Annotated in this window: 23 protein-coding genes and 1 pseudogene; 16 read left to right on the forward strand and 8 right to left on the reverse strand. The window is 75.0% G+C overall.

Annotated features, from left to right (window positions below):
* Positions 1 to 10: 10 nt before the first annotated feature.
* Positions 11 to 1,105: a hypothetical protein gene (locus tag ACLBX8_RS09555; RefSeq protein ID WP_447715028.1), complete on the reverse strand. Its 1,095-nt coding sequence runs from the start codon at positions 1,103 to 1,105 to the stop codon at positions 11 to 13.
* A 30-nt stretch (positions 1,106 to 1,135) separates the two neighbouring features.
* Here ACLBX8_RS09555 and ACLBX8_RS09560 point away from each other — a divergent pair, with 30 nt between their 5' ends.
* The 3 genes from ACLBX8_RS09560 to ACLBX8_RS09570 are packed head-to-tail and all read left to right on the forward strand — an operon-like array spanning position 1,136 to position 4,224.
* Positions 1,136 to 2,329, forward strand: coding sequence for a phage portal protein (locus tag ACLBX8_RS09560; RefSeq protein ID WP_447715029.1), 1,194 nt, complete (start codon positions 1,136 to 1,138; stop codon positions 2,327 to 2,329).
* A 41-nt stretch (positions 2,330 to 2,370) separates the two neighbouring features.
* On the forward strand, positions 2,371 to 2,913 hold the full coding sequence (locus ACLBX8_RS09565) for an HK97 family phage prohead protease (RefSeq protein WP_447698251.1): 543 nt from the start codon (positions 2,371 to 2,373) through the stop codon (positions 2,911 to 2,913).
* Positions 2,914 to 2,937: 24 nt separating this feature from the next.
* The gene (locus ACLBX8_RS09570; RefSeq protein ID WP_447715030.1) at positions 2,938 to 4,224 is read left to right on the forward strand and encodes a phage major capsid protein; all 1,287 of its coding nucleotides are present in this window, start codon (positions 2,938 to 2,940) and stop codon (positions 4,222 to 4,224) included.
* 15 nt (positions 4,225 to 4,239) lie between these two features.
* Here ACLBX8_RS09570 and ACLBX8_RS09575 read toward each other — a convergent pair whose 3' ends face one another.
* Entirely contained in the window at positions 4,240 to 4,812 is a 573-nt protein-coding gene (locus tag ACLBX8_RS09575; RefSeq protein WP_331300226.1) for a hypothetical protein, read from the reverse strand.
* Positions 4,813 to 5,514: 702 nt separating this feature from the next.
* Here ACLBX8_RS09575 and ACLBX8_RS09580 point away from each other — a divergent pair.
* A complete protein-coding gene (locus tag ACLBX8_RS09580) occupies positions 5,515 to 7,170 on the forward strand; it encodes a porin (RefSeq protein WP_447715031.1) in 1,656 nt (551 codons plus the stop codon).
* A gap of 149 nt (positions 7,171 to 7,319) precedes the next feature.
* On the opposite strand, the gene dps is transcribed toward ACLBX8_RS09580, so the two are convergent.
* The 3 genes from dps to ACLBX8_RS09595 all read right to left on the reverse strand — a co-directional run bounded on the left by dps (position 7,320) and on the right by ACLBX8_RS09595 (position 9,825).
* The gene (dps, locus tag ACLBX8_RS09585; protein ID WP_012321876.1) at positions 7,320 to 7,865 is read right to left on the reverse strand and encodes a DNA starvation/stationary phase protection protein Dps; all 546 of its coding nucleotides are present in this window, start codon (positions 7,863 to 7,865) and stop codon (positions 7,320 to 7,322) included.
* Between the two features lie 137 nt (positions 7,866 to 8,002).
* Complete coding sequence (locus ACLBX8_RS09590) at positions 8,003 to 8,914, reverse strand: S1 family peptidase (protein ID WP_091676180.1); 912 nt, start codon at positions 8,912 to 8,914, stop codon at positions 8,003 to 8,005.
* A 149-nt stretch (positions 8,915 to 9,063) separates the two neighbouring features.
* A complete protein-coding gene (locus ACLBX8_RS09595; RefSeq protein WP_447715032.1) occupies positions 9,064 to 9,825 on the reverse strand; it encodes a S1 family peptidase in 762 nt (253 codons plus the stop codon).
* Between the two features lie 25 nt (positions 9,826 to 9,850).
* Between ACLBX8_RS09595 and ACLBX8_RS09600 the strand changes: the two genes are divergently transcribed.
* The 7 genes and pseudogenes from ACLBX8_RS09600 to ACLBX8_RS09630 all read left to right on the forward strand — a co-directional run bounded on the left by ACLBX8_RS09600 (position 9,851) and on the right by ACLBX8_RS09630 (position 12,812).
* A complete protein-coding gene (locus ACLBX8_RS09600; RefSeq protein WP_091977959.1) occupies positions 9,851 to 10,414 on the forward strand; it encodes a head-tail connector protein in 564 nt (187 codons plus the stop codon).
* Positions 10,415 to 10,437: 23 nt separating this feature from the next.
* Positions 10,438 to 10,791 carry a head-tail adaptor protein gene (locus ACLBX8_RS09605; RefSeq protein ID WP_100250516.1) on the forward strand — a complete coding sequence of 118 codons (354 nt, stop codon included), beginning with the start codon at positions 10,438 to 10,440 and terminating at the stop codon, positions 10,789 to 10,791.
* A complete protein-coding gene (gene gp17 / locus ACLBX8_RS09610; protein ID WP_447715033.1) occupies positions 10,788 to 11,216 on the forward strand; it encodes a tail completion protein gp17 in 429 nt (142 codons plus the stop codon). The genes ACLBX8_RS09605 and gp17 overlap by 4 nt, the downstream gene beginning before the upstream one ends.
* An 11-nt stretch (positions 11,217 to 11,227) precedes the next feature.
* A complete protein-coding gene (locus ACLBX8_RS09615) occupies positions 11,228 to 11,638 on the forward strand; it encodes a phage major tail protein, TP901-1 family (RefSeq protein WP_447680790.1) in 411 nt (136 codons plus the stop codon).
* A 5-nt stretch (positions 11,639 to 11,643) separates the two neighbouring features.
* Complete coding sequence (locus ACLBX8_RS09620; RefSeq protein ID WP_020090916.1) at positions 11,644 to 12,006, forward strand: gene transfer agent family protein; 363 nt, start codon at positions 11,644 to 11,646, stop codon at positions 12,004 to 12,006.
* A 53-nt stretch (positions 12,007 to 12,059) separates the two neighbouring features.
* Positions 12,060 to 12,224: pseudogene (locus ACLBX8_RS09625) on the forward strand (phage tail assembly chaperone); the annotation flags it as partial.
* Between the two features lie 9 nt (positions 12,225 to 12,233).
* Positions 12,234 to 12,812, forward strand: a complete 579-nt coding sequence (locus ACLBX8_RS09630) for a phage tail tape measure protein (protein ID WP_020090915.1) — start codon at positions 12,234 to 12,236, stop codon at positions 12,810 to 12,812.
* A gap of 18 nt (positions 12,813 to 12,830) precedes the next feature.
* Here the strand turns inward: ACLBX8_RS09630 and ACLBX8_RS09635 are convergent, their stop codons facing one another.
* On the reverse strand, positions 12,831 to 13,748 hold the full coding sequence (locus ACLBX8_RS09635; protein WP_447698256.1) for a TauD/TfdA dioxygenase family protein: 918 nt from the start codon (positions 13,746 to 13,748) through the stop codon (positions 12,831 to 12,833).
* Positions 13,749 to 14,132: 384 nt separating this feature from the next.
* Between ACLBX8_RS09635 and ACLBX8_RS09640 the strand changes: the two genes are divergently transcribed.
* From ACLBX8_RS09640 to ACLBX8_RS09650, 3 genes are read left to right on the forward strand one after another with little or no spacing between them, the layout of a single operon-like run.
* Positions 14,133 to 14,774: a phage distal tail protein, Rcc01695 family gene (locus tag ACLBX8_RS09640; RefSeq protein ID WP_447698257.1), complete on the forward strand. Its 642-nt coding sequence runs from the start codon at positions 14,133 to 14,135 to the stop codon at positions 14,772 to 14,774.
* 14 nt (positions 14,775 to 14,788) lie between these two features.
* Positions 14,789 to 15,664, forward strand: coding sequence for a DUF2163 domain-containing protein (locus ACLBX8_RS09645; protein WP_447715034.1), 876 nt, complete (start codon positions 14,789 to 14,791; stop codon positions 15,662 to 15,664).
* Positions 15,661 to 16,209: an NlpC/P60 family protein gene (locus ACLBX8_RS09650; RefSeq protein WP_447698259.1), complete on the forward strand. Its 549-nt coding sequence runs from the start codon at positions 15,661 to 15,663 to the stop codon at positions 16,207 to 16,209. The genes ACLBX8_RS09645 and ACLBX8_RS09650 overlap by 4 nt, the downstream gene beginning before the upstream one ends.
* Here the strand turns inward: ACLBX8_RS09650 and ACLBX8_RS09655 are convergent.
* Both ACLBX8_RS09655 and ACLBX8_RS09660 read right to left on the reverse strand, forming a co-directional pair.
* The gene (locus tag ACLBX8_RS09655; RefSeq protein ID WP_331301767.1) at positions 16,140 to 16,424 is read right to left on the reverse strand and encodes an addiction module antidote protein; all 285 of its coding nucleotides are present in this window, start codon (positions 16,422 to 16,424) and stop codon (positions 16,140 to 16,142) included. The two genes, ACLBX8_RS09650 and ACLBX8_RS09655, sit on opposite strands and share 70 nt — an antisense overlap.
* The gene (locus ACLBX8_RS09660; protein ID WP_447698260.1) at positions 16,424 to 16,726 is read right to left on the reverse strand and encodes a type II toxin-antitoxin system RelE/ParE family toxin; all 303 of its coding nucleotides are present in this window, start codon (positions 16,724 to 16,726) and stop codon (positions 16,424 to 16,426) included. Before ACLBX8_RS09660 ends, ACLBX8_RS09655 begins: the two co-directional genes overlap by 1 nt.
* Before the next feature lie 75 nt (positions 16,727 to 16,801).
* On the opposite strand from ACLBX8_RS09660, the gene ACLBX8_RS09665 reads away from it, so the two are divergent.
* Complete coding sequence (locus ACLBX8_RS09665) at positions 16,802 to 20,710, forward strand: baseplate multidomain protein megatron (protein WP_447715035.1); 3,909 nt, start codon at positions 16,802 to 16,804, stop codon at positions 20,708 to 20,710.
* Positions 20,711 to 20,741: 31 nt separating this feature from the next.
* Positions 20,742 to 21,998, forward strand: a complete 1,257-nt coding sequence (locus tag ACLBX8_RS09670; protein ID WP_447715036.1) for a DUF2793 domain-containing protein — start codon at positions 20,742 to 20,744, stop codon at positions 21,996 to 21,998.
* The last annotated feature ends 8 nt before the right edge of the window (positions 21,999 to 22,006 follow it).

Consider the following 22,006-nt stretch of genomic DNA (forward strand, 5'->3'; position numbering starts at 1 on the left):
GCCGGGCCGGTCAGGGCGGCGCGGTCAGGCTCCGCAGGGCGGCCCGGACGTCGGCGAGGGTGCCGACCAGGGCGTAGCAGGCGAAATCGTGCGCGCCGGCGGCGGCGTTCGCCAGCCGGAAGCGGCAGCTCAGGCGGTTCGCCCCGGCCTCGGGCGCGACCGCGAAGCCGGGCCGCGGCGCGTCGGGCTCCTGCTCCGGCGGACCCGGGGCCCAGACCGCGAGGGCGTGCGAGCCCTCCGGCGTCGCCAGGATCACCGGGTCCGGCCGCTCCCCCGCTCCGAGGACGAGGGGCGCGAGCCCGCCGGTCGACGGGTCGAAGCGCCAGGCCGCGGAGAACTCCGCCGGCACCGCGACGGCGAGGGGTTCGAGACGCAGCGCCCCCGCGGGCTCGGTCAGGACGAAGCTCGCCTGCACCTCCACGGCGTTGCCGAGGCCCGGCAGGCCGAGGGCGACCCGCTTGCGCAGGAGCGGGGCCGGGGCCGGGATCGCGGGGCTCGCGGAGGCGGTCGGGCAGTCCGCGGGCGGCTCGTCGGCCGGGTCGGCGGGGCCGTCCCAGGCCATGCGGGTCTCGGTCTCGGCCCAGCTCCGGCCGGCGCGCAGGGCGCGGAGCCGCCGGGCCGCGGGCGCGCCGGACCCGTCCTGCGGGGTGCCGGCCTCGCTCGCCCGGCGGCAGGCGGCGCCGGAGCCGATCTCCGCCCGCGCCTGCAGGGCGTCGCCGGGCTCGGTGTCGGCGAGGAAGGTGACGCCGTCCCAGGTCAGCGTGTCCACCGCCCCGGCGACCCGCCGGGACAGGCGCAGGCTGATCTCGGACCGGCCGAAGGGGCGCGCCAGGATCAGGGTCCCGTCGGGCTCCGGCCACAGGGGCGCGGGTGCGGGCGCATCCGCGGCCCGGGCCGGCGCGGCCGGGGGCGCGGCCAGGGGCCCGGCCAGGGGCCCGGCCAGAGGCCCGGACAGAGGCCCGGACAGAGGCCCGACGACGAGCGCTGGGACCAGAGCCGCGACCCGCGCCGCGACGCGGGTCCCTGCCCGGACCCGTCCCCGGACCCGTCCCCCGAACCGCGCCTGGGGCCGCGCCTGGGGCCGTGTGGGGATCCGGGGCTGCATCGCGTGACCATAGCTCAGGAACGGACCGGCATGTCGACCCTCCTCGAACGCCTGGCGCGGGTCGCGCGCCGCGCCGCCGGCGGCCCGGCCCTCGCCACCAAGGCCGCCGCGGCCCCGGCCTTCGCCCTCTACGCCGAGGGACGGGCCAGCTGGACGCCCCGCGATCCGGCGGCGCTCGCCCGGGCCGGCTACCAGGCCAACCCGGTCGTCCACCGGGCGGTGCGGCTCGTCGCCGAGAGCGCCGCCGGCCTGCCGCTGATCGCCACCGGCCCCGGCGCCGAGCGCGCGGGCGACCTGCTCGCCCTGCTGGCGCGGCCGAACCCCCGGGAGAGCGGGCCGCACCTCTTGGAGACGCTCTACGCCGACCTCCTCCTCACCGGCACGGCCTACCTGGAGGCGGTGAGCCTCGACGGGCGGGTCGCCGCGCTCCAGGCCCTGCGTCCCGGACGGATGCGGGTGCTGCCGGGCCCGGACGGCTGGCCGGCGGCCTATCTCTACACGGCGGGCGGGCGCAGCCGCCGGTTCGACCTGCCCGAGCCGGGGATCGCCGTGGCGCCGATCCTGGCGCTGACGCTGTTCCACCCGGAGGACGAGACCGGCGGGCTCGCCCCGATCGCGGCGGCGGCCGCCGCCCTCGACATCCACAACGCCGCGAGCGCCTGGAACAAGGCGCTGCTCGACAACGCCGCCCGGCCGTCCGGCGCCCTGGTCTTCGCCGGGGCGACGCTGTCCGAGCCGCAATTCGACCGGCTGAAGGCGGAGCTGGAGGCGAACTACCAGGGCGCCGCCAATGCCGGCCGGCCGCTGCTGCTGGAGGGCGGCCTCGACTGGAAGCCGCTCGCGCTCTCGCCGCGCGACATGGATTTCGTGGCGGCCAAGGACGCGGCCGCCCGGGAGATCGCCCTGGCCTTCGGCGTGCCGCCGCTGCTGCTCGGCCTCCCCGGCGACAACACCCACGCCAACTACGCCGAGGCCAACCGCGCCCTCTACCGCCAGACCCTGATCCCCCTCGCGGCCCGCACCGCCCGGGCGCTGGCCGGCTGGCTGGAACCCGCCTTCGGGGCGATCGACCTGGAGCCCGACCTCGACCGGATCGAGGCGCTGGCCGGCGAGCGGGAATCCCTGTGGCGTCGGGTCCAGGCCGCGGACTTCCTGTCGGTGGCGGAGAAGCGGGAGGCCGTGGGCTACCCGCCCGCGATGCCGGGGGCGCGGGGCACACCCTGAGGCGCGGGGCGCGCCCTCACTGTCCCATCCGAGGATCCCCCATGGACGGCCACTTCTCCGGCTATGCCAGCCTGTTCGGCGTGCCCGATCTCGGCCGCGACGTGGTGGTGCCGGGCGCCTTCGCGGCGAGCCTCGCCCGCCGCGGGGCCGCGGGCGTGCGGCTGCTGTTCCAGCACGATCCGGCCGAGCCGATCGGCCGCTGGCTCGCCCTGCGCGAGGATGGCCGCGGCCTGTTCGCGGAGGGCGCGCTCAACCTCGCGGTGCAGCGCGCCCGCGAGGTCGACGCCCTGATGCGCGGCGGCGGCCTCGACGGGCTCTCGATCGGCTTCCGCACGCTGCGCGCCCGGAAGGGCGCCGGCGGCGAGCGCCGGCTCCAGCAGGTCGATCTCTGGGAGATCTCGCTCGTGACCTTCCCGCTGCAGCCGGGGGCCAGGGCGAGCCCCGCGTCGATCCCGGCTCCGGACCCGGAGGCCGACGCGATCCGCGGCCTCGCCGGCCTGATCGCGCCGCCGGGCGCCCTCGGACCCGCCGCGAGACCCGCCGCCAGACCCGCCGCTTGGCCGCTGCCGGCCGCGCGGTCCTGACTTCCACCCCCGACGAGGCCCATCATGGACGCCCAGACCCCGATCGCCGATCCCGCCCCGCTGGGCGGCCTGCCGCCGCTGGAGAACAAGGCCGCCCATTCCGACGGCGGCCCGGTCCGCTCCGCCCTGGACGAGCTCGCCGCCGCCTTCGCGGCCTTCAAGGAGACGAACGACGCGCGGATCGACCGGATCGAGGGCCGCCTCGGCGTCGACGTGCTCACCGAGGAGAAGCTCGCCCGGATCGACGCGGCCCTCGACGCCGCCCGCACCCGGCTCGACCGGATCGCCCTGGAGCGGGCGCGGCCGCCCCTCGGGCAGCCGGACGTCCGGGAGACGGGGGCCGCGCACGAGCACAAGGCCGCCTTCGACCTCTACGTCCGGGCGGGCGAGAGCGTCGGGCTCAAGCGCCTGGAGGCCAAGGCGCTCTCGGCCGGCTCCGGGCCGGACGGCGGCTACCTCGTCCCCGACACGATCGAGCGGACCGTGCTCGCGCGCCTCGGGCAGGTCTCGCCGATCCGGTCGATCGCCAGCGTGCAGCCGATCTCGGGCGCCCAGTACAAGCGCGCCGTCTCGGTGGGCGCGCCGGTCACCGGCTGGGCCGCCGAGACCGCGCCGCGCCCCGAGACCGCCGCGCCGGCCCTGTCGGAGATCGCGTTCCCCGCGATGGAGCTCTACGCGATGCCGGCCGCCACCCAGACGCTCCTCGACGATTCCGTGGTCGATCTCGACGCGTGGCTCTCGGCCGAGGTGGAGACGGCCTTCGCCGAGCAGGAGGGCGTCGCCTTCGTCTCCGGCAACGGCGCGAGCCGCCCGCGGGGCTTCCTGAGCTACGACACGGTCGCCAACGCCGCCTGGGTGCCGGGCAAGATCGGCACGGTCGCCACCGGGACGGCCGGGGCCTTCCCGTCGGCGAGCCCGGGGGACGCGCTGTTCGACCTGATCTACGGGCTCCGGGCGGCCTACCGGCAGAATGCCGGCTTCGTCATGAACCGGCGCACCCAGAGCACGATCCGCAAGTTCAAGGATTCGGAGGGCAACTATCTCTGGCAGCCGCCCCTCGCCGCCGGCCGGTCCGCGACGCTGGTCGGCTTCCCGGTCACCGAGGCCGAGGCGATGCCGGACCTCGCCAAGGACAGCCTGTCGGTGGCCTTCGGCGACTTCCGCCGGGGCTACCTCGTGGTCGACCGGACGGGGATGCGGGTGCTGCGCGACCCGTACTCGGCCAAGCCCTACGTGCTGTTCTACACCACCAAGCGCGTCGGCGGCGGGGTGCAGGATTTCGACGCGCTCAAGCTCCTGAAGTTCTCCTGACGCGCGGCGGCGACCCTAGCCGGGGCAGCCCGCGCGGTCGCCGCAGCCCGCGAGCCGCCCGGCCTGCTGCTTGGCCCGCTCGAGATTGGTGCGGGCGGTGACCAGCCGCTCGCTGGCCTCCCGGCGGATCCGCACCGAGGTGCCGGGCTTCGCCTCGCGGACGTCCACGGCCTCCCAGTAGGCCATCGCGGCCTGCAGCTCGGCCTGCGCCTCCTTGAGGGTCGGGACCGGCGGCTGCGGCATCTCGGGCATCTCGGTGAGGCGGCCCTCCAGCACGGCCCGCGCCACGGCGATCTCGAACCGCCGGTCGACGCCGAACTGCGCCATCCGCTCCAGGTTCGGCTCGATCATCTCGAGGAGCGCCAGGGTCGGGACGACCAGCGCGTGCGCGTCCCCGCCCCAGCCCGGATCGCATTTCTCGCCGTTGACCGCCCAGAAGATCCCGCGCGCGGTGGCGATGCGGCCGTTCCGCACCTCGCGGACGCGCAGGAAGAAGAAGCGCTCGCCGTAGATCGGGTCGAGCGAGCGAATACAGGCCAGACTGCCGGTTCTGGCCGCCTGATAATATGTCTCAAGATCAATTTCCACTGACGTCTCACAATTTCAAGGGCTGCATGACGCGGATCCGCTCGGGCGGACGCGCGGAAATCATGGAAACGCTGAAACGGTACGCGGACGACTCGGGCGTGGGACGGGATGAAACGAAGCGCTGCGCATGGGCGGCTCGCCTAGGGCCGATCGGCCGTGCCGGTCGACCCGATGGGGTGAGAGGGGACCGGGACCCCGGCGCCGCCTCTCGATACCGAGCAGTCCGGGTCCGGTCCCGTCGGCAGACGTCCGTCGCTGCGGGGCCCGCGCACCGCCCGGCGCGGCGCCATCCTGCAGGGCGATCGGATCCGCATCCGAGCCGGCCCGTGAGGGCTCGACGGCCGAATACCCCTTCGTTTCCGGTAGATCAATACGATCTTTCAGGGAAGTACAGTGTTTCTGCTAGAAACATGGTCTGTTAGTGCGCTTTCCAGCCGAAACGATCGTGCCGTGTCTGTTTCCGTCGGACAAACAAGATCATTTTTATGTGGCCGCGTGGCCACCGAATACATCGGCACGGGTGGCCGTTCCGATTTGGGATTGATGGCTGCGGCCATTTGCGGGAACTTATTCGAACAAGAGCTCGAAAGAACCAGAGCTCATCGGCAAGACGAATTAATTCGGCCGAAACAAATAATAGCAGCGCGGCCTGCGTGGCTGAATGCTGTCTCCAATATGGGTCTCGACGTTTTGGGGAAATCGATGAGGATCTTGAAGCACACGCTCCTCTGTTCCGCCGCGGCTCTGTCCGCGGCGAGCGCAGCGCAGGCGGCTGATCTGCCGGTCAAGAAGGCTGTCCCGGTCGAGTACGTCCGCGTCTGCGGCGCGTACGGCGCCGGCTTCTTCTACATCCCCGGCACCGACACCTGCCTGCGTCTCTCCGGCCGCGCCCGGTTCGAGGGCGGCTACATGACCAGCTACTCGCGGCAGAACGGCTCGAACGTCGGTGATACGTCGGGCTACCAGGGCCGGATGCGCATCAACCTCGATGCCCGCACGCAGACCGCCTACGGCACCCTGCGCGCCTTCGTCCGCCTCGATGCCGGCTCCCGCACCGGCTACTCCGGCGTCGGCCAGTCGGGCACCCAGCAGCGCATCGGCCAGGCCTTCCCGGCTCTCGGCATCGACCAGTTCGGCCGCGCCTCGCAGTTCGTGAACGTCGACAAGGCCTTCATCCAGTTCGCCGGCATGACCGCCGGTCGCGCCTCGTCGTTCTTCGACTTCTACGCCCACGACTTCGAGTTCGCCGGCGCCACGCTCGGCTCCGACATCGCCTCGACCAACCTGCTCGCCTACACGGCCACGCTCGGCAACGGCCTGTCCGCCACGATCTCGGCCGAAGACCCGGTCTTCCGCCGCAGCCCGATCTTCTCGCAGACCAACAATCCGGCCGGCGTGACGAACAACTCCAACATCGTCAATTTCGCTCAGACGAACGCTCCGGCCGAGGTGTTCATCGGCTACACCAACGGCGTGCCGACCCGGTACAGCTTCGTCGACGTGATCCAGCGCTCGCGCATGCCCGACGTCGTCGGCGCCCTGCGCCTCGACCAGGCCTGGGGTTCGGCGCAGCTGTCGGCGGCCGTCCACGAGCTGAACGTCGGCAACGTGGCCAACGGCGCCGGCACCGGCACCGGCTCGAACATCAGCATCCCCCACACCAGCAACTCGTACGGCTGGGCGGTGCAGGGCGGCCTGAAGATCAACACGCCGTTCATCGCGCCGGGCGACGCCCTCTACCTGCAGGGCGCCTACGGCTCCGGCTCGCAGATGTACACCGGCTACTGCGCGTTCAGCGGCTGCTACTCGCAGAACCCGACGACCATCCAGGGCCAGAAGTTCGCGCAGTACTTCAACGACGCCACGGTGAACCCTTTCACGGGCCAGATGGAGCAGTCGACGAGCTTCACCGCGACGGCCTCGTACCTCCACTACTGGTCGCCGGAGTGGCGCTCGGCCTTCTTCGGGTCGTACGGTGAGATGAGCTACGGCAGCGGCGCTCGTCTGGCGCAGGGCGCGGCCTTCGCGCTGTCCAACCCGGCCGGTGCCAACTCCTTCGGCGTGAACGCCGTCGGCGTGCCGGGCACCCGGTTCTACCAGCTCAGCGAGGCGCTGCGCGACACCTACCAGTTCGTGGCGGGCGGCAGCATCATCTGGTCGCCGGTCAAGGACCTCGATATCGGTGTCGAGGGCTTCTACACCCAGATCGGCGTCAAGAACGGCCGCGTGATCGACCGCGACAAGAGCCCGACGGCCTACGCGAACGTCGCCGGCATCAACAACGGCACCTTCGTGCCGCGGACCACGACGGCGGACAGCGTCTCCACCTTCCGCTTCCGCGTCCAGCGCGACTTCTGATCTCCGATCGGGACCGGTTCGCCCTCCAAAGCTTCCCGGTCCTGATGTCCCCGTGCAAAGGGACCCCACTGAGCCCGGCCTCGCGGCCGGGCATTTTCGTTTCCCCGATCGCGTCGGGTCGCGCCCCGCCCGAAGGCGGGGCGCCGCGCTCAGCGGCCCGCGTTGCCGTCGCGCAGGGTGCCGGTCGGCTCCTGCACGTGCGCCTCGAGGAACCAGAGGTGCTTGTCGACCGCCCGCGAGATCTCGGTGAACAGGTCGGCCGTGTCGGGGTCGCCCGCCTCGTCGGTCTCGTCGATGTTCTGCCGGACCGCGTTGGCGTAGGCGGCGTAGCTGTCGATCAGCGCGGCGATGTGGTCGGCGATGGCGTAGATGCCGGTCGGGTAGGCCGGCAGCTTGGTGCGCTCGGCGACCGCCTGGGTCGAGCCGAAGGCCGTGGCGCCGAGCTGGACCGCGCGCTCGGCGACGCTGTCGTTCAGCTCGTCGAGCTGGGTGCGGAACCCGTCGAGCATCTCGTGGACGCCGATGAACTGCGGCCCCTTGAGGTTCCAGTGGGCCTGCTTGATCGCCAGCGCGAGGTCGATGCCGTCCGCGAGCCGGGCGTTGAGCGCCTCGATCGAGACCTTCTTGGCGTTCGAGTCGGTGTTGTTGCGGGTCTTGTGCGTCCGCGGGGTGTTGCTGGTGCCGGTGTCGGCCATGCTCTCGCTCCGTGAGCCGGGAAGGTTCGGATGCGAAAAGTGCCGATCGGCCCCCGGGTTCCCGCAGGCGCGAAGGATCCGGGGGCGGGCAGCGGCTTTGCCGCGGTCGGGCCGAGGTCGGGCCGCGGTCAGGCCCCTCAGCGGCGGCGGCCCGGGCGGGCCATCCAGTCGGACCGGTTGCCGCGGGGCAGGGCGTCGCCGACCTGGATGCGCGACAGTTCCGCCGTGCGCGCGGCGATCCAGCCGGCATGCTCGGCCACCGGGGTCACGGCGGTGAAGCCGCCGCAGGCGGTCCGGCGCGCGCCCTGCTGCAGGGCGCCGCTCGACCAGCTCACCACGCCGACGATCCGGTAGCCGCCGGGGCCGCCGGTCAGGATCGGGCCGCCCGAATCGCCGAGGCAGGCGCCGGCGCCCGAGGTCTCGGCCATGCGCCGCCGGTCGGTGACGACGGTCACCCGGTTGGCGACCTGGAGCGAGCCGATCGACACGAGGTGGGCGAGCCGCAGGATGCGCGCCGAGTTCCGCCGGTTCTCGGCCACCACGCCGAAGCCCGCGATGTCCACGGGCTGCCCGTCGGTGATCGAGCCCGCGCCCCGGGGATCGAGGGGCACGTAGTCGTCGCCGAGCGGGCGCTCGAGCTTGAGCAGCGCCAGGTCGACGCCGGGCTGGTCCTCGGGGGTCGTCCCGGGCACGAAGTCTGGGTGCATGGAGGCGGTGATCACCGCGGTCCGGTGCTGGCGGAAGTTCCGGTCGACGCTGATCACCGTGTAGCCGGCCGGCCGCATCACGCAGTGGGCCGCGCTCAGCACGAGGTCCGGGGCGATCAGGGTGCCCGAGCAGATCTCGCCCTCGGTGCTCTCGATCCGCACCACGAAGCTGCGCGCCCCGTTCGGGTCCCGCGTCGTCGTGCCGTTGATCACCGCCGCCGCGGGCGTGGGCAGCAGGCCGCCGAGGGCGCCGAGCAGCGACAGGCCCAGGAACCCGCCCCACAGGCCGCCGCGCAGGCTGCGCTCGCGGGGGCCGGCCTTCCGGATCGGGCGAGGGGACATCGGGAACTCCGGGCGCGCGCGGGCGCGGGTGGGGGACGCCGGAGGCGGCGCCGAGGGAGCCTGGGGCGAGGGGCCCCAGATCGAGTGAGCCTAGAGCAAGGCAATAGCCCGGCCAAGCTGAGGTTCCCTGCGCACGCGGTGCCGCGCCGCTACTGCGCCCAGCGCGCCGTCCGGTCCCAGCCGTCGAGCACGCGGTCGATCCAGCCCCGCTGCGGCCCCACCAGGACGCCCTGGGTGAGGCCGCCGCAGGCGCCCCCGATCCAGGCCGACAGGGCCAGCACCGCCCCGTCCGGTCCCGCGATCGGGCCGCCGGAATCGCCCTGGCAGGCGCCGCCGCCCGCGCCCTTCAGCCAGACCAGGATGCGGCTCGGCCCGTAGGGCTCGATCACCGGCAGGCCGAGGCTGCGGTAGGTGCCGGTGGAGCGCGGGTCGTCGGGCTTGGCCGCGCCGTAGCCCGACAGGGTCAGGGTCTCGCCCGCCCGCGCCGGGGCGGCGCTCAGGGTCACGGGCGCGAAGCGCGGCGGCAGCGGCGTCTCGGTGCGCAGCAGCGCGAGATCGACGGAGCGCCGCCGGGAAGCGGCCGCGCCGGCGTCGTAGCCCGGATGGACCGCCTGGGCGGTGACGTCGACGAGCACCGGCGCCCCGGCGGCGTCGCGGAAATGGACGCGGTGCTCCTTGGCGTCGGCGAGGCAGTGGCCGGCGGTCAGCACCGTGTCGGGGGCGAGCACCACGCCGGTGCAGACACCGCCCTTCGACGACAGGACCATCACGGCCCCGCCGGCCGGCGCCTCGGTGCCGCCGACGATCGCCCGCGCCGGGACGGCCGCGAGCGCCGGGATCGCCATCAGGATCGCCGTGACGGTCGCTACCCGCGCGGCGCGGGCCGCCGGGCGGCGCTTCGAGATCGGCATCGGACCACCTGCAGAGAGACGCGCGATGATCCCGTTACGCATCGCCGCCGCCGCCGTCGAGCCGGTGAGCGTGCCCGACCTGCGCGCCTACCTGCGCGTCGACTCCGACGCGGGCGCCGACGAGGACGGCCTGCTCCAGGCCCTGATCGCGGCGGCCCGCGCGAGCCTGGAGATCGAGACCCGGCGGATCCTGGTCCCGGGTCGGTACCGGATCGCCCTGACGGCCTGGCCGCCGGACGGGCAGGTGCCGCTGCCCCTGAGCCCGCTGGTCGCGATCCTCCGCGCCGGCCTCGCGGACCCGTCCGGAGGCGTCACCGACCTCGACGCCGGGCTGGTGCGCCTCGGCCCCGACCCGGACGGGGCGCCGTCCCTGCAGGTGGATCCGGCCGCGCCGGATCCCGCCGGCCGCACCATCCTGATCGAGGTCGCGGCCGGGTACGGCGGCGACGGGCCGCCGCTCCCCGAGCCTCTGCGCCTCGCGATCCTGCGCCTCGCCGCCGCCCGCTACGAGCGTCGCGGCGACGAGCCCGACGCCGCCCGCACCGACGCCGCCGCGCTCGGCGCGCCGTTCCGGCGCCTGCGGCTGTGATCCTCGCACCCGGAGCTTCCCCGATGGCGACCTCGTTCCAACGCCCGCCCCTCGGCGCGCGGCGGCGCCGCTTCGTGCTCGAGCGGCCCCTGGAGGAGCCCGACGGGTTCGGGGGCGTGCTGCGCCGTTACGTGGCCGGCCCGGTCCTGTGGGGCGCGATCGCCCCGGCGGGACTCGCCGACCGAACGGCCGGCGGCCGCACCGACACGCGGCCCGCCTACCGCGTCACCCTGCGGAGCCGGGCCACGCTCGACCCGACCATGCGGCTCGCCGCCGGGCCGCGCCGCTTCGCGATCCGCGCCGTCGCCGAGCCCGACGCGCGGGGCCGCGACCTGATCTGCCACGTCGAGGAGCTGCCCGGGGAGGGGCGGTCGTGAGCGATCCGGGCCCGCTCCTGGCGCTCCGCGCCGGCCTGATCGCCCGCTTCGCCGCCGACGCCGCTCTGGCCGCGCTGCTGGGCGGCCGCGTCCGGCTCTACGACGAGCCGCCGCGGGGCACGCTCCCGGTCTACGCGGTGTTCGGCGACGCCGAGATCGCGGACGAATCCGTCGACGGCGCCGAGCGCCACCGGCACAGCCACGCGATCGCGGTGATCGCCCAGGCGGGCTCGGTGCGTACCGCCCTCGACGCCGCTTCGCGCATGGCGGCGCTCCTCCGGGACGCCCCGACGCCCCTCGTCCTGCCGCTGGCTGGCTGCCGGCTCGTGACCCTCCGGGTGCGGGCCGTCCGCGCCCGGCGCGACGCCCGGACCGGCGAGGCCAGGGTGACCCTGACGGTCGAGGCCGTCACCGAGAACCTGTGAGGAGGGTGCCGATGGGCGCGCAGAGGGGCAAGGACCTGCTGATCCGGGCCGGCGACGGTGCGGGCGGCTTCGCGGCGGTGGCGGGCCTGCGCAGCCGCCAGATCACCCTCAACGCCGAGACCGTCGACGTCACCAACGCCGATTCCGCCGGGCGCTGGCGCGAGCTGCTCGCCGGGGCCGGGGTGCGGCGGGCCGCGATCGCCGGCTCGGGCGTGTTCCGCGACCAGGCCTCGGACGCGCGCCTGCGCCTGCTGTTCTTCGAGGGCGCGGTCGAGGTGTTCCAGATCGTGATCCCGGCCTTCGGGATCCTGGAGGGGCCGTTCCAGATCGCGAGCCTGGAGTACCGGGGCGACCATGCCGGCGAGGTCACCTTCGACATGAGCCTCGAATCCGGCGGCGCGCTCGCGTTCGCGGCGGTCTGAGCGCCGTGGCCAACCGGATCCGCGGCGAGGTGCCGCTCACCCTCGGCGGACGGCGCTACACGCTCTGCCTCACCCTCGGCGCGCTCGCCGAGCTGGAGACCGCGCTCCAGGCCGGCGACCTCGCGGGCCTCGCCGCGCGCTTCGCCGGCGGGCGCGTCTCGGCCCGCGACCTGATCGCCCTCCTGGGCGTCGCCCTGCGGGGCGGCGGCCACGACCTCGACGACGCGGCGGTGGCGCGGCTGCCGCTGGCGGGCGGGCTCGACGCCGTCTCGGCCGCCCTGGGCGACGTCCTGGCGGCGGCCTTCGGGGAAGCGCCGGGCGGGGAGGCGGCGGGCGGGGAGGTGCCGGGCCCGGCAAACCCTCCCTAGGGCCGGACGCGGAGCCGCCGCCGCGTCCGGCCCCGGAGCGCTTCCCCTGGGACGACGCCCTCTCCCTCGGCCTCGGCGCGCTGGGTTGGCGGCCCCGCGACTTCTGGTCGGCGACCCCGCGGGAGTTCGCCGCGGCGCTCGGCCGGCGCGCCGGCCCGGAGCCGCTGTCCCGCGCCGCCTTCGCGCGGCTCCTCGCCGCCCATCCCGACCCACCGTGAGGCACCGCCATGGCCGAGACCGACCCGCAGGCCGACTCGCTGTCCGACGACCGGATCCGGCAGCTCGAGACCCTGGACCGACTGGCGCAGAGCTTCGGCCGCAGCCTCGACACTGCCCTGACCCGCGGGGCCGCGTCCGGCCGCAGCCTCGACGGCGTGCTCGGCACCATCGGGGCGCGCCTCGCCGGCGTGGCGGCGCGGGCGGCGGCCGGGCCGATCCAGTCGGGCCTCACGGGCCTGATCGGCGCGATGCTGGGCTCCGGCGCGGAGACGGGCTTCGCCCGCGGGGGCGTGTTCCGGGGCGGCCGCGTCCAGCCCTTCGCCGCCGGCGGCGTCGTGGCCGCGCCGACCTACTTCCCCATGGCGGGCGGCGCCGGCCTCATGGGCGAGGCCGGCCCGGAGGCGATCCTCCCCCTCGGCCGCGGGCCGGACGGCCGCCTGGGCGTCGCCGCAGGCGGAGCCGCGGCGCGGCCGGTCTCCGTGACGGTCAACATCGCGACCCCCGATCCGGGGGCGTTCCGCCGCTCCGAGGCGCAGGTGACCGCGAGCCTCGCCCGGGCGGTGGCGCGCGGCCAGCGAGCGACCTGAGGCGCGCGCGGCCACAGCTCACGCCGCCCTGCGCGCCTCCGTCTCCCGCGCCCGGCTGGTGCGGCCGTCGACGCTCACCGGCGCGACGCCCTGGATCGTCACGCGGCGGACCACGCGGGGCGCCTCGCCGTAATCGTCCACCGCCCGGTGGACCGTGGCGCGGTTGTCCCAGATCGCCACGTCGCCCGTCCGCCACGACCAGCGCACGGTGTTCTCGGGCCGGGTCGCGTGGTCGTGGAAGATCGCCAGCAGGTGCTGCGAATCCGCGGTGGTCAGGCCCAGGATCCGCTGGATGAAGTGGCCGACGATCAGCGAGCGCTCCCCGGTCTCCGGGTGGACGTGGACCAGCGGGTGCTCGGTCTCGAACACGGTCCTGGTGAACACCTCGTCGTAGCGCCGCCGCCCGGCCTCCGACACGTTCACCCGGCCGCCGACATAGTCGTAGACGTTCGAGTGCAGCGCCCAGAGCTTGTCGGCGAGGTCGCGCAGGGGCTCGGGCAGGTCCGCGTAGGCCGCCGCCGTGTTGGCCCAGAGCGTGTCGCCGCCGTGGGGCGGCAGCGTCACGGCCCGCAGGATCGAGAGCGCCGGGTAGGCCGGCACGAAGGTCACGTCGGTGTGCCAGGAACTCGCCCGCTCGCCCCGGCTGCCGTCGATGTCGAGGATTCCCGCCGTGCCGGCGAGGGAGGGCACGGTCGGATGCGGGACGAGGTCGCCGAGGCGCCGGCCGAACGCCTCCTGCCCGGCCTCGTCGAGGTCCTGGTCGCGGAAGAACACCACCTTGTGGGTGTTCAGCGCCTGCCGGATCGCCGCGACCGTCCCGTCGTCCAAGTCACCCGAGAGGGTGACGCCGCGGATCTCCGCGCCGATGCGGCCGGCGACGCGGCGGATGTCGAGGGCGGTAGCAGACGCGTGGAGGGGCTGGGGGATGGCGCTCATCGGAAGGTTTCCCTGGCAGAACGGCGCCGCGTCGTGCGGATCGCGCGGTGAACCGAGATGTGCGGGCCGAGAGGACTTCGGAGAACATCCGCTTCGGTGCGGCGATCTTCGATCAACTGCCGTACCGTGTCGATGAACTGCGCTTTTGATTTTCCGGCGCCTCTCGGAAGACTTTTTTGAGCTGCTCCGATCCGGCAGCGATACCGTTCCCCGGGCGTCACGCGGGATCTGCGGCCCGGCCTCCGTACTCGCGAGCGGAGCGAAGCGATCCCGGAGCGCCACGGTCACGGATGTCGCGCTGCCCTGGGTCGCGTCGCTGCGCTCGCGAGGACGCCCCGGAAGACCGGCGCGGCCCTGTCGCCACCCGAACCGGAGAGGCCCGACATGGCCGACGATTTCCACGAGGTGCTGTTCCCACTCGACGTCTCGCTGCGCGCCGGCGGCGGTCCGCAGCGGCTCACCGAGATCGTGACCCTGGCCTCGGGCCGGGAGCACCGGAACGGCCGCTGGGCCGATTCCCGCCGCCGCTACGAGGCCGGGTTCGGGCTGCGCGGCCTCGACGCCCTGCACGCCGTGCTGGCCTTCTTCGAGGAGCGGCGCGGGCGTCTCTACGGCTTCCGGTTCCGCGACCGGATCGACGGCCGCTCCGGGCCGCCGGGCCGGCCGGTCGGCCCCCTCGACCAGCCGCTCGGCACCGGCGACGGCGTCACCGCCACCTTTCCGCTGGTGAAGACCTACGGCGCCGGCTTCGCGCCCTATCGCCGCCGGATCGCCAAGCCGGTGTCCGGCAGCGTCCGGGTGGCGGTCGGCGGCCGGGAGGTCGGGCCCGAGGCCTTCGCGTGCGACCCGACGACCGGCCTCGTCACCTTCGCGGCGGGCCGCGTCCCACCGCCCGGCGCCGCCGTGACGGCGGGCTTCGCCTTCGACGTGCCGGTCCGGTTCGACACCGACGCGCTGACCATCGACCTCGCCGCCTTCACGGCCGGGGAGATCCCGAAGGTGCCGCTCGTCGAGATCGTGCCCTGAGGAGGCGTGACGCCATGCGCGACATCCCGGAGGCCTTCGCGGCCCATCTCGCCGGCGGGGTGACCACCCTGTGCCGCTGCTGGTCCCTGCGGCGGCGGGACGGGCTCGCCCTCGGCTTCACCGACCACGACCGCGACCTGACCGTCGCGGGCCTCGTCCACGCCGCCCGCACCGGGCTGGAGGCGGCCGAGGCCAGTGCCGAGCTCGGCTTCGCGGTCTCGGGCGGCGACGTGGCCGGGGCGCTCAGCGGCCTCGGGCTCACCAAGGCCGACATCGCCGGCGGCCTCTACGACGGCGCCGCCGTGGAGACCTGGCTGGTCGACTGGAGCGACACGGAGACCCGGCTCCTCCTCGACGTCGCCACGATCGGCGAGGTGCGCCGGGACGGCGACGCCTTCGTGGCCGAGCTGCGCGGCCTCGCGCACCGGCTTGGCGCCGAGCGGGGCCGCACCTACCGGGCGACCTGCGGCGCCGATCTCGGCGATGCCCGATGCCGGGTGGACCGCGCCGCGTGGACGACGGCCGGCCGGGTGAGCGGCGTCCCGGAGCCGGCCACGCTCGCGGCGGCGCTCGCCGGGTCCTTCGCGGACGGCCTGTTCACCGGCGGGCGCCTGACCTGGACGACGGGCGCCAATGCCGGGCTCGCGGCGGACGTGCGCCTCCAGCTCGGGCCCCTGATCGAGCTCTGGACGGTGCCGCCACGGCCGGTCGCCGCCGGCGACGGGTTCAGCCTGACGGCCGGGTGCGACAAGCGCCTCACCACCTGCCGCGACCGCTTCGCCAACGCGGTCAACTTCCAGGGCTTCCCGCACATGCCCGGCAACGACGCGGTCATGCGGGCGGTCCCCGGTTCGGACCCCATCCTCGACGGCGGGAGCCTCTTCCGATGAGCGCGATGCGGCGCGAGATCGGCCGAGATATCGGTGTTGCGGCGCTCGGCGAGGCGCGGCTCTGGCTGGGCACGCCCTACCGCCACCAGGCGTCGCTGCGCGGCGTGGGCTGCGACTGCCTGGGCCTGCTGCGCGGGGTCTGGCGCGGGCTCTACGGCGCCGAGCCGGAGGTGCCGCCGCCCTATTCCGGCACCTGGGCGGAATCGGCCGCGCCCGGGACCGACCCGCTCACCGAGGCGGCCGCCCGCCACCTCGTGCCGGTGCCCGGACCCCTGGCGGAGCTGGCGCCGCGGCCGGGCGACGTCCTGCTCTTCGCCTTCCGCCGCCACCTGCCGGCCCGCCACTGCGCCATTGCCACCGGCGCCGGCGCGATGATCCACGCCCACGACGGGGCCGCCGTCACCGAGGTCGCGCTCACCGGATGGTGGCGGCGGCACGCGACGGGGGTGTTCCGGTTTCCGAAGCGCTGCGGCGCCTACGAGGAACGCGTCGATACGGTGAGCTTGACGCCGAGCACGTCCATGACCTTGCGGACCGTCTCGTAGCGGAGCTTCGAGCCCGGCGTCAGCGCCTTGTAGAGGCTCTCTCGACCGACACCCGCTTCCCGGGCGATCTGCGCCATGCCGCGTGCCTTCGCGACATCGCCCAGGGCCGCGATGAACAGCTCGGGGTCGGGGTCGTCGAGCGCTGCCGCCAGGTATTCGGCAATCGCCTCCTCACTGTCGAGGAATTCCGAGGCGTCGAACGGTGTGAAACGCATCAGGTGATTCCGTCGAGAGAGGCGGCCATGGACTTGGCCCTCTGAATGTCCCGGGTCTGGCTGGACTTATCGCCGCCGCACAGGAGCAGGTACGTTACCTCGCCGCGTCGGACATAGTAGACGCGAAAGCCGGGGCCATACGGGATCCGCATCTCGAACACACCTGCCCCGACCGGTTTGGCATCCCTGAAATTGCCGAGCCCCACGCTGCGGATACGTGCCGCGATGCGCGCCCTGGCGCGGTGATCCTTCAGGCCCGTGAGCCAAGTCCGGAAGGTGTCGGACAGCAGGATCGTCGTCACAGGTCGAACGTATCCGATCGGATACGGACCGGCAACCCGTCCACGCGATACCGCCATCAGATCCGGAGCCCCGCCATGGCGACGCTGATCCTGTCCTCGGCCGGCGCGGCGGTCGGCACCGTCCTCGGAGGCCCGATCGGCGGCCTGGTCGGGCGCGCGCTCGGCTCCGTCGCGGGCGCGGCCCTCGGCGGCGCCCTGTCGGGGGCCGGGCGGCACGCGCGCTTCGTCGAGGGGCCGCGGCTCGCCGACGTGGCCGGGCTCACCTCCACCGAGGGCGATCCGATCCCGCGGGTCTACGGGCGGGCGCGGATCGGCGGCACCCTGATCTGGGCGACCCGTCCGCTGGAGGTCGCCAACACCACCGTCGCCCGCGCGGCCGCGCCCGCCAAGGGCCTGGGCGGGCTCGCGGGCGGCCCGAGGACCGTCACCACCCGCTACAGCTACTTCGCCAACCTCGCGGTCGGGCTGTGCGAGGGCGAGATCGCCTGCGTCCGCCGGATCTGGGCGGACGGACGGGAGATCGACCAGGCCGGCCTGACCCTGCGGGTCCATACCGGCGGCCCCGGCCAGGAGCCGGACCCGCTGATCGTCGCCAAGGAGGGCGCCGAGAACGCGCCCGCCTATCGCGGCCTCGCCTACGCGGTGTTCGAGAACCTGGCCCTCGCGGCCTTCGGCAACCGCGTCCCGCAATTCGCCTTCGAGGTGATCCGCCCGGTCAACGGCCTGTTCGCGCGCGTGCGCGCCGTCGACCTGATCCCCGGCGCCAGCGAGTTCGGCCTCGATCCGGACCGCGTCACGGTCGATCTCGGGCTCGGCCGCACCGAGGCCGCCAACCGGCACCAGCTCCAGCGCGGCACCGACGTGATCGCCTCCCTCGACGCGCTCCAGGCGCTGTGCCCGAACCTGCGCCGGGTCGCCGTGGTGGCGACGTGGTTCGGCACCGACCTGCGGGCGGGATCCTGCCGGGTCGTGCCCAAGGTCGAGGCCGCCGACAAGCGCGCCCGGCCGGAGGATTGGCGCGTCGCCGGGATCGCCCGCGACCGGGCCGAGACGGTCTCGACCCTGCCGGACGGCAGCCCGGCCTACGGCGGCACGCCGGCGGATGCGGGCCTGACCCGGCTGGTCTCCGAGCTGGCGCGCCGGGGGCTGGCGGTGTCGCTCTACCCGTTCGTCATGATGGACGTGCCGGCCGGCAACGCGCTCCCCGATCCGCACGCCCCCGGCGCCGCGCAGCCCGCCTATCCCTGGCGCGGCCGCATCACCTGCGATCCGGCCCCGGGCCTTCCGGGGAGCCCGGACGGGACCGCCGCGGCCGACGCGCAGGTCGCGGCCTTCTTCGCGGGTGGCTACCGCGACGCGGTCCTGCACTACGCCGCCCTCGCGGCCGGCTGGGCGGCCTCGGGCACGCCCCTCGCGGCCTTCGTGATCGGCAGCGAGCTCGTCGGCCTGACCCGGGTGCGCGGCGCGGCCGGCTATCCGGCGGTGCGGGCCCTGCGCGACCTCGCCGCCGCGCTTCGCGACCGCCTCGGCCCGGCCGTCACCCTGGTCTACGCGGCGGACTGGACCGAGTACGGCGCCCATGTGGGCGACGGCGGCGCCACCGTCCGCTTCCCCCTCGACGACCTGTTCGCCGACCCGCATATCGGCGCCGTCGGGATCGACTGGTACCCGCCCGTCTCCGACTGGCGCGACGACCCGGACCACGCCGACCTCGCGGTCACGGGCACCATCGCCGACCGGGCCTATCTCAAGGCCCGGGGCGCGTCCGGCGAGGCGTTCGACTGGTACTACGCCGACGCGTCCGACCGCGCCGCCCAGCGCCGCCGGCCGATCACCGACGGCGCCGCCGGCAAGCCCTGGATCTACCGGGCCAAGGACCTCGTCGCGTGGTGGTCGAGCCCGCACGTGGAGCGCGACGGCGGCGTCGAGACCCGCACCACCGCCTGGGTGCCGGCCGGCAAGCCGATCTGGCTCACCGAGATCGGCGTTCCGGCGGTGGACAAGGGCACCAACGGCCCCAACGTCTTCCCGGACCCGAAATCGTCCGAGAGCGCCTTCCCGCCGGAATCCCGGGCCCTGCGCGACGAGCTGATCCAGCTCCGCGGGCTGGAGGCGGTGATCGCGCGGTTCGACCCTTCCGTGCCGGGCTTCCGGGAGGCCGACAACCCGGTCTCGCCGGTCTACGGCGGCCGCATGGTCGATCCCGGCGGGATCTTCGTCTGGGCCTGGGACGCGCGGCCCTTCCCGGCCTTCCCGACGGTGCGGGGCGTCTGGGCCGACGCCGCCAACTGGCGGGTCGGCCACTGGATCACCGGCCGGATCGAGGGCTGCGACCTCGACCTGCTGGTCCTGAAAATCCTCGCGGATTTCGGGTTCGACGCGCCGGTTTCCGTGGAGGCCGCCGCCTATCTCGACGGCTACGTGATCGACCGGCCGCTCACGGCGCGGGGCGCCCTGGAGACCCTCGCGGAGGTCTACGGCCTCGACGTCTCGGCGGTGGCCGGGACCCTGCGGCTGCGCGGTCCCCGCCGCGACCGGCCGGTCGTGCTGGCCGAGGCCGACCTCGTCCGGCTGTCGGAGGAGCGGCCGGTCCTGCACCAGGTCCGGGCCGAGGAGAGCGCCCTGCCGCGCTCCGTGGAGCTCGGGATCACCGATTCCGAGAGCCCGGATTACCGCCGCGCCGCGGCCTCGGCCGTGCGGCCCGCCGGCCTGCGGCGGCGCGAGACCCGGATCGAGGCGGCGATCGTCACCCGCCGGGAGACCGCCGACGGCTTGGCCGAGGCGCTGCTCGACCGGCTGATCGCGGCCCGCGACACCGCGGTGTTCACGCTGAGCCCGCGCCGGGTCGAGCTGGAGCCCGGCGACCTCCTGGCGGTCCCGGCCGACGTGCCCGGCGGCGCGGTCCTGCGCCGGATCGACCGGATCGACGACGCGCCCACGGGCCGCCGGATCGAGGCGAGCGGGGTGCCGCCCCGGGCGGGGCCCGGGCGCGGGCTGCCCCGCGCGATGGCCCAGGCGGCGGCGGCGCCGCCCGCCTTTCCCGGACCGCCGCTCGCCGTCGCCCTCGACCTGCCGGTCGACCGCGGCGACCCCACGGTCCTTCAGTCCTGCGCGGTGGCGGCCGAGCCCTGGCCCGGCGCGGTCGCGATCTGGCGCGCCGCTGGTGACGGGCCGCTCGCCCTGCACCGCCTCGTCGACTACCCGGCCTGCCTCGGGCGCACCCTGTCGGCGCTACCGCCCGGCCCGCTCTGGCGCATCCAGCGGGGCGCGCATCTCGACGTCGCCCTGCGGCGCGGCGCGACGCTGGCCTCGATCGGGGCGGGCGCGATGCTGGCCGGGGGCAACCTGTTCGCCCTGCTCGGCGCGGACGGGACCGTGGAACTGCTCTGCGCCGCGTCCGCGGTCCTGACCGGGCCCGACACCTACCGGCTGTCCGGTTTCCTGCGCGGGCTCGCGGGCAGCGAGGCGGCGGCGGGGCGGGTCTGCCCGGCGGGGAGCCTGATCGTGCGCCTCGACGACGGCGCCGTGGCGCCCCTGGTCGACCGGTTGGACGAGGTCGGCCGCGCGTTCCGCTACCGGATCGGGCCGGCGGATCGCGATCCGGCCGACCCGGCCTTCGCCGAGATCACCGCCACGGCCGGCGTCGCGGCGCTGACGCCGCTGCGGCCGGTCCACCTGCGGGCGCGGCGCGCGGCGGACGGCGTGCGGCTCTCGTGGATCCGGCGGGGCCGCCGCGACGGCGACGCCTGGGAGCCGGCCGAGATCCCGCTCGACGAGCCGGAGGTCTACGCGGTGACGGTGTTCTCGGCCGCCGGCACGGCCCTGCGCACGCTCCGGGCCGAGGCCCAGCACTGTCTCTACGCGGACGAGGCGGCCGATTTCGGCGGCGCCCAGACGCATCTCGACGTCGCGGTGGCGCAGATCGGTCTCGTCGCCGGCCCCGGACCCGCCCGCCGCGCCCGTATCCCCGTCCGCTCGGCCTGACCGCTCGACCTGACCGCCCGGGAGCCGCCCCATGTCCGACGCCACGCCCCATCTCGGCCTGCCGCTGATCGCCGCGAGCCAAGCGCAGAAGCACGTGACCCACAACGAGGCGCTCGGCCTGCTCGACGCGCTCGTCCAGCTCGCCTGCCTGGACAAGGATCTCGCCGCGCCGCCACCGGGCCCCGCGGAGGGCGACCGCTACCTCGTGGCCGCCGCCGAGCCCGGGGGCGCCTGGGCGGGGCTCGCGGGCCAGGTGGTGCGCTACGCCGACGGGGTCTGGACCGGCGCCGCGCCGCGGGCCGGCTGGCTCGCCTGGCTGATCGACGAGGCCGACCTCTACGTCTTCGACGGCGCGGCCTGGACGAGCCTCCGCCGCGCGCTGACGGCGCTCCAGAGCGTCGGCCGCCTCGGGATCAACACGGCGGCCGACGCCACCAACCGTTTCGCGGTGAAGTCCGATTCCGCGCTCCTGACCTGGGACGACGCCACGCCGGGCACCGGCGACATGCGGGTCTTCGTCAACCGGAAATCCGCCGCCCGCGACGCCGCCCTGGTCTTCGAGACCGGCTACGCGGCGCGGGCTCTGCTGGGCACCCTGGGGAGCGACGACTTCACCCTGAAAGTCTCGCCCGACGGGGCCGCCTTCGCCACGGTGCTCACCGCCTCGGCCCGGACCGGCGGGATCGACTTCGCCTCGGCCGAGACCGCCCTCGCGGCCGCCCCCACCACCGACCTCGGCGCGGCCGGCACCCGGCGGGTGCTCGTCACCGGCGCGGCGCGGATCGCGAGCTTCGGCGCCGACGTCGACCGGGAGCGGTTCGTGCGCTTCTCGGGCGCCGCGACCCTGGTCCACGATCCCGAAGTGCTGGTGCTGCCGACCCGCGCCGATCTCGTGACGGCCGCCGACGATACCTGTATCGCCACCTCGGACGCGGCGGGCCGCTGGCGCGTGCGCCACTACCAGCGCGCCGACGGGACGCCGCTGGCGACCGGCGCGCAGGTGCTCGGCGCGAACGGGTCGATCCGGCTCCCGGGCGGCCTGATCGCGCAATGGGGGCTCGTCACCGCCGCCGACGCCGATGTCGCGGTGGCTTTCGGCATCGCCTTCCCGGGGAGCTGCCTCGGCGTCTGGGCGCAGCCGGTCGCCGGCGCCGGCGACGCGCTCCACGCCGCGCAGGTCAGCGACGTGGCGGCCACCGGGTTCACGCTCCGCACCCGCCGCGCGACGGCCGGCGCGGTGGCGGGGGTCGGGTCGGTGCCGACCTACTGGCTGGCGCTGGGCGCGTGAGCGCCCGA

This window comes from Methylobacterium sp. D48H, from assembly GCF_053345715.1.

Excerpts from the sequence above, each read along its gene's own strand:
- ACLBX8_RS09555 (WP_447715028.1), bottom strand. The coding sequence starts at position 1,105 with ATGCAGCCCCGGATCCCCACACGGCCCCAGGCGCGGCCCCAGGCGCGG.
- ACLBX8_RS09560 (WP_447715029.1), top strand. The coding sequence starts at position 1,136 with ATGTCGACCCTCCTCGAACGCCTGGCGCGGGTCGCGCGCCGCGCCGCC.
- ACLBX8_RS09565 (WP_447698251.1), top strand. The coding sequence starts at position 2,371 with ATGGACGGCCACTTCTCCGGCTATGCCAGCCTGTTCGGCGTGCCCGAT.
- ACLBX8_RS09570 (WP_447715030.1), top strand. The coding sequence starts at position 2,938 with ATGGACGCCCAGACCCCGATCGCCGATCCCGCCCCGCTGGGCGGCCTG.
- ACLBX8_RS09580 (WP_447715031.1), top strand. The coding sequence starts at position 5,515 with ATGAGGATCTTGAAGCACACGCTCCTCTGTTCCGCCGCGGCTCTGTCC.
- dps (WP_012321876.1), bottom strand. The coding sequence starts at position 7,865 with ATGGCCGACACCGGCACCAGCAACACCCCGCGGACGCACAAGACCCGC.
- ACLBX8_RS09590 (WP_091676180.1), bottom strand. The coding sequence starts at position 8,914 with ATGTCCCCTCGCCCGATCCGGAAGGCCGGCCCCCGCGAGCGCAGCCTG.
- ACLBX8_RS09595 (WP_447715032.1), bottom strand. The coding sequence starts at position 9,825 with ATGCCGATCTCGAAGCGCCGCCCGGCGGCCCGCGCCGCGCGGGTAGCG.
- ACLBX8_RS09600 (WP_091977959.1), top strand. The coding sequence starts at position 9,851 with ATGATCCCGTTACGCATCGCCGCCGCCGCCGTCGAGCCGGTGAGCGTG.
- ACLBX8_RS09605 (WP_100250516.1), top strand. The coding sequence starts at position 10,438 with ATGGCGACCTCGTTCCAACGCCCGCCCCTCGGCGCGCGGCGGCGCCGC.
- ACLBX8_RS09615 (WP_447680790.1), top strand. The coding sequence starts at position 11,228 with ATGGGCGCGCAGAGGGGCAAGGACCTGCTGATCCGGGCCGGCGACGGT.
- ACLBX8_RS09630 (WP_020090915.1), top strand. The coding sequence starts at position 12,234 with ATGGCCGAGACCGACCCGCAGGCCGACTCGCTGTCCGACGACCGGATC.
- ACLBX8_RS09635 (WP_447698256.1), bottom strand. The coding sequence starts at position 13,748 with ATGAGCGCCATCCCCCAGCCCCTCCACGCGTCTGCTACCGCCCTCGAC.
- ACLBX8_RS09640 (WP_447698257.1), top strand. The coding sequence starts at position 14,133 with ATGGCCGACGATTTCCACGAGGTGCTGTTCCCACTCGACGTCTCGCTG.
- ACLBX8_RS09645 (WP_447715034.1), top strand. The coding sequence starts at position 14,789 with ATGCGCGACATCCCGGAGGCCTTCGCGGCCCATCTCGCCGGCGGGGTG.
- ACLBX8_RS09650 (WP_447698259.1), top strand. The coding sequence starts at position 15,661 with ATGAGCGCGATGCGGCGCGAGATCGGCCGAGATATCGGTGTTGCGGCG.
- ACLBX8_RS09655 (WP_331301767.1), bottom strand. The coding sequence starts at position 16,424 with ATGCGTTTCACACCGTTCGACGCCTCGGAATTCCTCGACAGTGAGGAG.
- ACLBX8_RS09665 (WP_447715035.1), top strand. The coding sequence starts at position 16,802 with ATGGCGACGCTGATCCTGTCCTCGGCCGGCGCGGCGGTCGGCACCGTC.
- ACLBX8_RS09670 (WP_447715036.1), top strand. The coding sequence starts at position 20,742 with ATGTCCGACGCCACGCCCCATCTCGGCCTGCCGCTGATCGCCGCGAGC.